This is a genomic window from Candidatus Eisenbacteria bacterium, from assembly GCA_016930695.1.
Classification (GTDB): domain Bacteria; phylum Orphanbacterota; class Orphanbacteria; order Orphanbacterales; family Orphanbacteraceae; genus JAFGGD01.
The window spans coordinates 1-7,595 of sequence record JAFGGD010000032.1 but is presented as its reverse complement, the minus strand read 5'-3'; the positions used below and the strand labels follow the sequence as shown (position 1 = coordinate 7,595).

Below are 7,595 nucleotides of genomic sequence, written 5' to 3'. Positions count from 1 at the left end.
CTTCGGGGCACGGTCCGGATGCTTTGCATCCTCCCTCTTCTCGCTCGCCGACCCACCTCCGCCCGCCCCGATAAGCTCGACAGATTCTTTTATCCCCTCGACGGAGGCGGGCTCCGGTGGGTGCCCGGCTCGTCGAGACGGCCCCGAGAGGGAGCCCGGCGGCGGAAGGGATCGCCGCGCGTCTCTCTTCACTCCTTTTTACCGCACAGGCCGCTCGTTCAGCCACTTCGCTCGCGAAAATACCGGCGCCCCAAAAAATGGGGCGCCCCGAAGGGCGCCCCGCGTGGCGAGGAGGAGAAGGAAGGTGTGGGATGCTCACTCGGGCTAAAACTCCTCGTACTCCTCGTCCACGACGTCCGACTCGCACGCCTCGATCCAACGGCCGTTGAAGAACCCGTGGTCCGGTCGGCCCTGGACATGGATGTTCCCGTTGTAGGGGAAGGGATCCACCCACACACCGTTCAGAACCCCCTCGACCGTCTCCTCTTCGTTCTTCCAGACGCCCCGGAACCAGCCGGTGCCGGTCAGCTCCCCCTGGCCCCATGTCCCGCGGATCAGCCCCTCGAAGCTCCCGTCCAGCCCGATGTACTTCCCGAAGAGAACGCGATCGCCTTCCTCGTTCACGCCCCAGTGCCCGTTCAGGTAGCCGCGCCCCAGGCCGCGCCGCGTCGTCCAGCGCCCCCGAAAGACGCCGCCGTCCGCCTCGTTCCGCGCCCACTTCCCGTGAATGAAGCCGTTCTTGCAGGGGAGTTCGGTCAGGTAGCGGCCGACGATGGAGAACTGATTCCCCGTCACGTCCACGTCATAGACCTCCTGGATCTCCTCCAGCTGGTCCATGGTGAAGGTCTCGTGGAAGGGACCGAGATCGATGGTGAGGACGTTCTCCTCCGGCGCGCCGGTGCTGTCCGCCTCCGGGTTCAGGACCGTGATGAGGAGGCCGTCGTAGTGCGGGCCGGTGAAGGAGACGACGCCGACCGAGTCGCGGCAGACGCGCCGCAAAATGTAGTCGCCCGGTTCGAAGAGGATGATGCGGTCCACGATGATCACGCCGCGGTCCAACTTGATCGTGCCGCTCCAGTCCGTCAGCTCGCTCACCGTCGAATCGCCTTCGAGCATTCCCCAGGTGAGACGGAGGGCGTACACGTCCGTCCCCGCCCGGCTCGCGATGTTCATCACCGCCGAGCTGCAGGCGAAAGCGTCCATCGCGTCGACGCCGTCCTCTTCGGTCTTCAACAGTTCCGGATCGCCGAAAGCAGGCGATTCATCGGAGGTGTCGTATCCGCCGTACTCGGAGTTCAGGTCCAATTCCTGTTCATCCGGCGTGACGTTGGACGTCGGGTTGGATGAGAAATCGCCCATGCAGCCGGCCCCCAAAAGAACCAACAGCGGGATCGCCAGCATCGCCCAGAGTCGCATCGTTCCTTTCATCGTCTCGTCCTCCCTGCTCGTGCCGAGCCTTCGGGTTCGTTTCCTGTTTCCCACGTGATGAGGAGAGAGCAAGGGGTGTACCGGAGCGGGGCGCACGGGGCGGTTTTTTGTATCGTATTTATTCACAATATATTGCGGAGACATCTCCGGGCAGGAAGATGCCGCGGACTCGGCCCGGCGCGCCGGAGATCGTACGGTCCCGGCGGCGGCGTGGACGAGACCGTACGTCCCGGAAAGAGGGGTCAGCGGTCGAGAAGGGGGAGGCTCACCTCCGGGTCCATCTCCCGGTGGAGCGGCGCGGGGAGCCTGTCGATGAAGATCTCGCCGGTCACGCTCACCGTGCCGGAGAAGAGATGCCCCCCCCGCACGTTCAGGCCCGCGTCGCCGACGATCACGTGGATGTGCGGGATCGGCTCGCCGTCTCTGAGGCTCAGGTTCCCCGAAAGGGAAAGCAGCTCCCAGCTCCCGGACAACTCGCCCCGCACGTATTCCTTGCGGTCCAAATCAAAATAGCCGAGGGTCATGTCTCGGAGGGCGCCGATGCCGGTGACGCGCGCCGCCTCGACCTTCTTCTCCCGCGCCACCGCGCGGAGCGCCTCCATCATCTCCTCTCCCCGGTCCACCCGGACCAGGAGCCTTGCGCCGCCTTCCATTTCCCAGATCTTCACGTTCGCCTCCTTGCCGTGCGCGAAATTGCCGTCGAAGGGGAAATCATACCACGGGCGGCGGCGGAACATGGAGGCGCCCCCATCCCCTCTCGTGATATAAGGAGGGCATGAACGAAACGGCGCATGCGACGCGCGCGGAGAAGGTTCTCCCCTGGGCGATCGCCGCCGTCGCCCTGGCGGCGCGGCTGGCGCACCTGGCGGCGCTCCGCGAACTCCCCCTCTTCGAGCATCCCTACGAGGGATTGGACGCGGACCTCTACACGCGCCTCGGCCGCGCGATCGCCGGAGGGAACCCGAGCCCGCCGGGGCTTCTGCACGCCGCGCCGCTCTACGCCTACTGGCTGGGAGCGCTCTTCCGTCTCGGAGCGGGCGCGCTCCTCGTGAGGCTTCTCCAGGCGGCGCTCGGGGCGGGCGCCGCGCTCCTTCTCTACCGCGTGGGACGCCGCGTCTCCGGAACCGCGGCCGGCGCGGTCGCCGGCTTCGCCGCCGCCCTCTACTCCCCCTTCCTCCTCTATGAAGGGACGCTGCAAAGCGCGGCGCTCGTCCCCTTCCTCGGCGCGCTCCTCCTTTCCGCCTGCCTGCGGGCGCGGCGCGGCGGCACCGGGGCGGCCCCCGCGGCGGGGCTTCTCTTCGGCGCGGCGGCGCTGAACCGTCCCGATCTTCTCCCCCTCCTCGCCGCGCTTCCGGTCTGGCTCCTCTTCGGGCGGACCGGACGGCGCGGCGCGGCGCTCTTTCTCGCCGGAGCGCTCGCGCTTCTCCTCCCGTGGTCGATCACCGCGAGCCGCCTCGCCGGAGGACCGACGCCGGTAAGCGCGCACGGCGGGATCCACTTCTTCATCGGAAACCACGAAGGGGCGGACGGCGCGCTCTCCCCCGCCGCCGGCATCCGGCCGACGCCGGAGGGATTCGACAAGGACGCCCGGCGAATCGCCGAGAGAGAGGCGGGAAGGCGGCTTTCCTCCGCGGAGGTTTCCCGCTTCTGGCTCCGCCGCGGCTTGGACCGAATCCGGCGCGATCCCGGCGGATGGATCCTCCTCCTCGGCCGCAAGACGCTCCTCTTCGGAAACGACTACGAGATCCCGAACAATGAAGACCTTTACTTTCTCCGCCGCTTCTCTCCCGCGCTCCGGTGGCCGACCCCTCTCTTCGGGATCGCCGCCCCCCTCGCCCTCTTCGGCCTTTTCTTCGGGCGGCTGCGGGAGGGATCCCGCTCGCTGATCAGTCTCTTCCTGGGCGCGGCGCTCCTCGCGGCGCTCCTCTTCTTCGTAACCGGGCGCTATCGTCTCCCGGCGGTCCCGGCGCTCCTCGTCGCCGCCGGCGCCGGAGCCGCCGCCCTCGCGGCGGACGTTCGGGCGAAGCGCCCGCGCGCGCTTCTCCTTCTTCCGCTGATCGCCCTCTCCAATTGGCCCCTCCCGCGCATGGACGCGGCGGCGGCGGAATGTCGCCTCGCCAGCTCTTTCATCCATCAAGGAGATTACGCGGCCGCCGAGCGCGCGTACGAAAGGACGCTCGCCCTGCGGCCCGGCTTCGCGGAGGCGCGGCGCGGGCTCGCCCGGATCTACCGGGAAACGGGAAAGACCGAAGAGGCGATGCGGATCTACCTCTCCCTCGGCGAGGACCCGAGGGAGGAAAGGACCGCCCGGAACGACCTGGCGGTGACGCTGGCCGAGAAGGGTCGCACCGAAGAGGCGCTCTCGCTCCTGGAGGCGCTCCTCATCGAGGATCCCTCGGACGCCACGATCCTCGCCAACCTGGGAGCGGTTCGGATGAGACGGGGGGAGGACTCCCTCGCCGCCGAGGCGCTCACCCGCGCCCTTTCGGTCGACGACGCGGAGCCGGAAGCGCTCTTCAACATGGGGATCCTGGAAGCGAAACGGGGGCGGCCGGAACGGGCGGCGGCGCTTCTGGAAAGGCATCTCGCGGCGGCCCCGGACTCGAAGCGGGGGCTTTACAACGCCGGGGCGGCGCGGGCGATGGCCGGAGATTACGACCGGGCGCTCCGCCACTGGGAGCGGCTCGAGAGGATCGATCCGGACTACCCGGGCCTCGCCGGGCAACTCGAGCGGGTCCGCGCCCTCACGGGCGGGCGGCGGCCCTGATTTCTTTCCTTTCATGCATCAACAATACAAGCCGGCGTCGCGCGTGCGGCGCTTCACCCTCCGAGGGCGGCGGCGAGAAAACGCTCATCCCGGGCGGCCGCGTCCTCGATGATCCGGCCGATCTTCTCCAACGCCTCCACGTCGTCGCCGTCGAAATCGTTCGGCTCCCGGCTGTCCACGTCCAGCACCCCCCAGATTCTCCCGTCCGGCGCGCGCAGGGGAACCACCACCTCCGAGCGGCTGAGGGGATCGCAGGCGATGTGCCCGGGGAAGGCGTGCACGTCCGATACGCTGAGCGTCTCCCCCCGCTCCCAGGCCACGCCGCACACCCCCCTTCCCGGCCCGATCCGCACGCAGGCGACCCTCCCCTGGAAAGGGCCGAGCACCAACTCGTCGTGAACAAGGCGATAGAAACCGATCCAGGAGAAGGGGAGCCTCTCGTAGAGAATCGCCGATGCGTTCGCCATGTTGGCGATGGCGTCCATCTCGCCGGCGGTGACCGCGCGGATCTCCCGGATCGCGAGGTCGTAGATTTCTTTCCGTTCCGGTGTCATCGCCTCTCTCCTCGGGGGCGGGAATCACGGCGGCCGGGACCCGAACGCCGGGCCCCGGTCGAGGGTATGTTTTCGCGGCGCCCCTGTCCAGAGAGCCCTTGGACTCGAGCGTCTCTTCCCACGGTTGCCGGTCCGCCGGACGGTTTGGGCCTGTCTGCAACTCTCGAGCACCCGGAGCGTCTCCGAAACACTTCTCCCCACGCCCGGATCATGGACCACTTGATATCGCAAGATCCCCTGCGGATCGTGGCGCCGCGCGCGCGGCGGCCTGGGGTTAACTGCAACAATATCTGGCTGTTCCGGAATTCGCACCCCAGACTTGGAACATAAAACCGTCACCCGGCGCGGGCAAATCTTTCGACTCCCGTCCATCGATATTCTCAAGTCGTGGCTCGGCGGGGGCTTTCCTTCCCCTCCCCGGCGCCACGAGAACTCGTAACTTCATATCAACTTGACAATTACCATTCCCCTTTGTTATCTTTAACTTGTGTTTCCCGACACATTTCCCCCGAGTGTAGAAACGATTTCCGCTACCGGCGGCGATCCGTCCGTGCGCGGAGGAGGACGTGGTCTTTCCCCGTCCTCCGGCGCGGCGAGCAGGTTCCGATCCTCCGTTGGCGGAGAAAAGGAGAGAAGGATGCATCGGAAGCGAAAACTGCCCCTTCTCCTCCTGGCCCTACTGGTGGCCGGGGGGACGGCGTTCGCCTTTGTGCCGGTCCCGGATGGGAACCGTCTCGAAGTCGCCCGACCGGGATGGGAAGACGAAGGGCTCTGGATCGAGGCGGGGTTCGACAACGCCATGTCCAAGGTCTCTCCCCTGAGCGCCCTCGCCGAGCGCTACGGCGGCGAGTGGCGGTATGACCGGAACCGCGTGACCGGATCGCTGCACCACGTCTACGGCTCCGGCGTCGACTTCGCCGGCGCGATCCACGCCGACGCGGACGCCGAGCGCGCCGCCCGCGACTTCGTCGCCGAGAACGCGCGTCTCTTCGGCGCCGCAACGGAAGACCTCCGCGTCTCCCGCGTGCAAACGGCGCCGGGCAAGTACGCGGTTCACTTCGATCAATTCGTGGACGGCGTGCGTGTCTTCGGCGGCAATGCCCACGTGGTCCTGACCGACGCGGGCCGGATTTTCGCTTTCGGATCCGACGCCTATCCGCGCGTGAAGGAACTCCTGCCGGGAACCACGCCGGCCCTTTCCGAGGCCGAAGCCCTCGCCGAAGCGAAGAACGAGATCGACTTCCTCGACGGCCGCGACGAGATCACGTATCAGGAATTGGTGATCCTTCCGACCCGCGAAGGCGCGGGCGAGGAGCTGGCGCTCACGTATCACCTCGCCTACCGCTTCGATCTCTTCACCTGGGATCCGCGCGGCCATTGGGAGACTTACGTGGACGCCCACACCGGCGAAATCCTCTGGCGCCGCAGCCTGATCTTCCCCCTCGACTTCACCGGCCACGCGCGGGGAGACGTGGAGTGGGAAGGCTACTGCGACGGGTACACCTACGACTTCCCGATGGAGCAGATGCAGCTCACCATCAGCGGCGTGGGAATCGCCACCACCGACATCGACGGCGACTTCACCCTCTCCTACGGCGGCACCGACTCCAAGTCGATCACCGCCCGCTTCCAAAGCGCGTTCCTCCACACCCACCGATACACCGGAACGGACGCGGTCCTCACGGGGACGATCACGCCCGGCACGCCCTACACAATCGACTGGTCGAACTCCAACTCCCTCGACAGCGAGAGGGACACCTACGCCTTTTTGAACCGGGAGCACCGCTGGCTGAAGGCGCTCGATCCCACGTTCACCGGCCTCGACTACGCCATGCCGGACACGGTGGAGCGGACGGACGGATACTGCCCGGGCAACGCCTGGTACGACTACTACGGCGTGAACTTCTGCGTCGGCTCCATCGACTACGCCAACACGGGGCGGATGGGGGACGTGGCGTACCACGAGTACGGCCACGGAATCACCCACGAGCTTTATAATCCATATGATCCGCCGAGCAGCGTCCACGAAGGGAACTCGGACATCGCCTCGCTCTTCCTCACACGCGAGCCGCGCCTCGGACTCGGCTTCTATCTGGACAACTGCACTTCGGGGATCCGGAACGCGGACAACTCCCTGATCTACCCGGACGACCTGACCGGCTCGGGACACACCGACGGCCAGATGTTGAGCGGGTTCATCTACGATTCCTGGCAGGCGCTTCTCGGCGCTTATTCGCAAACATACGCGGACAGCGTGGTCGAGTACGCGTGGTGGTTCGGCCGCAAGCTCGGCCTTCCCCAATCCATGCCGGATCAGGTTTATTGGACCTTCGTCGGCGACGACGACGACGGCAACCTGGACAACGGAACGCCGCATCACGCGATGTTCTGCGTCGGCGCGACGAACCACGGCTTCGACTGTCCGGAGATCCTGAGCCCCGTCGCGATCGCGCACACGCCGATCACGGAACACACGACGGCGGCGGATCCGATCCCGGTGACCGCCACGATCACCTCCGGCGCCGGCGACATCGAAGAGAGCGCGCTTCGGGTCTACTACAAGGTGGACGGCGGCTCCCTGCTGAACGTGGGGATGGCCGGCGGCGGCGGCGATGTCTACACGGGGACCATTCCCGCCCAGAGCGCCGGCGCCTTCGTGCAGTACTACCTCTACGCGGAGGACGAGTACGCCAACTCCGCCGTCTCACCGAGTAACGCGCCGGTCGATCTCTACGGCTTCTACGTCGGCGAATTCACCCTCGTCTTCGAGGACGACTTCGAGACCGACAAGGGGTGGACCGTCGGCGACGCCGGCGACGACGCCACCACCGGTATCTGGGAGCGCG

The 7,595-nt window shown here is 66.9% G+C and carries 5 protein-coding genes; 2 read left to right on the top strand and 3 right to left on the bottom strand.

Annotated elements, in window-relative coordinates:
- Positions 1 to 324: 324 nt before the first annotated feature.
- Positions 325 to 1,428, bottom strand: a complete 1,104-nt coding sequence (locus JW958_07475; protein MBN1826089.1) for a hypothetical protein — start codon at positions 1,426 to 1,428, stop codon at positions 325 to 327.
- A gap of 242 nt (positions 1,429 to 1,670) precedes the next feature.
- Positions 1,671 to 2,165: a DUF296 domain-containing protein gene (locus JW958_07470; protein ID MBN1826088.1), complete on the bottom strand. Its 495-nt coding sequence runs from the start codon at positions 2,163 to 2,165 to the stop codon at positions 1,671 to 1,673.
- A gap of 38 nt (positions 2,166 to 2,203) precedes the next feature.
- On the opposite strand from JW958_07470, the gene JW958_07465 reads away from it, so the two are divergent.
- Entirely contained in the window at positions 2,204 to 4,195 is a 1,992-nt protein-coding gene (locus tag JW958_07465) for a tetratricopeptide repeat protein (protein MBN1826087.1), read from the top strand.
- A 53-nt stretch (positions 4,196 to 4,248) separates the two neighbouring features.
- Here JW958_07465 and JW958_07460 read toward each other — a convergent pair whose 3' ends face one another.
- Positions 4,249 to 4,749, bottom strand: a complete 501-nt coding sequence (locus tag JW958_07460) for a GAF domain-containing protein (GenBank protein MBN1826086.1) — start codon at positions 4,747 to 4,749, stop codon at positions 4,249 to 4,251.
- A gap of 637 nt (positions 4,750 to 5,386) precedes the next feature.
- Between JW958_07460 and JW958_07455 the strand changes: the two genes are divergently transcribed.
- Positions 5,387 to 7,595: PepSY domain-containing protein (locus tag JW958_07455; protein MBN1826085.1), on the top strand; the 2,209-nt coding region annotated here is incomplete at its 3' end.

Coding starts and splice junctions, on each gene's coding strand:
- JW958_07475 (MBN1826089.1), bottom strand. CDS start 1,428: ATGAAAGGAACGATGCGACTCTGGGCGATGCTGGCGATCCCGCTGTTG.
- JW958_07465 (MBN1826087.1), top strand. CDS start 2,204: ATGAACGAAACGGCGCATGCGACGCGCGCGGAGAAGGTTCTCCCCTGG.
- JW958_07460 (MBN1826086.1), bottom strand. CDS start 4,749: ATGACACCGGAACGGAAAGAAATCTACGACCTCGCGATCCGGGAGATC.
- JW958_07470 (MBN1826088.1), bottom strand. CDS start 2,165: ATGTTCCGCCGCCGCCCGTGGTATGATTTCCCCTTCGACGGCAATTTC.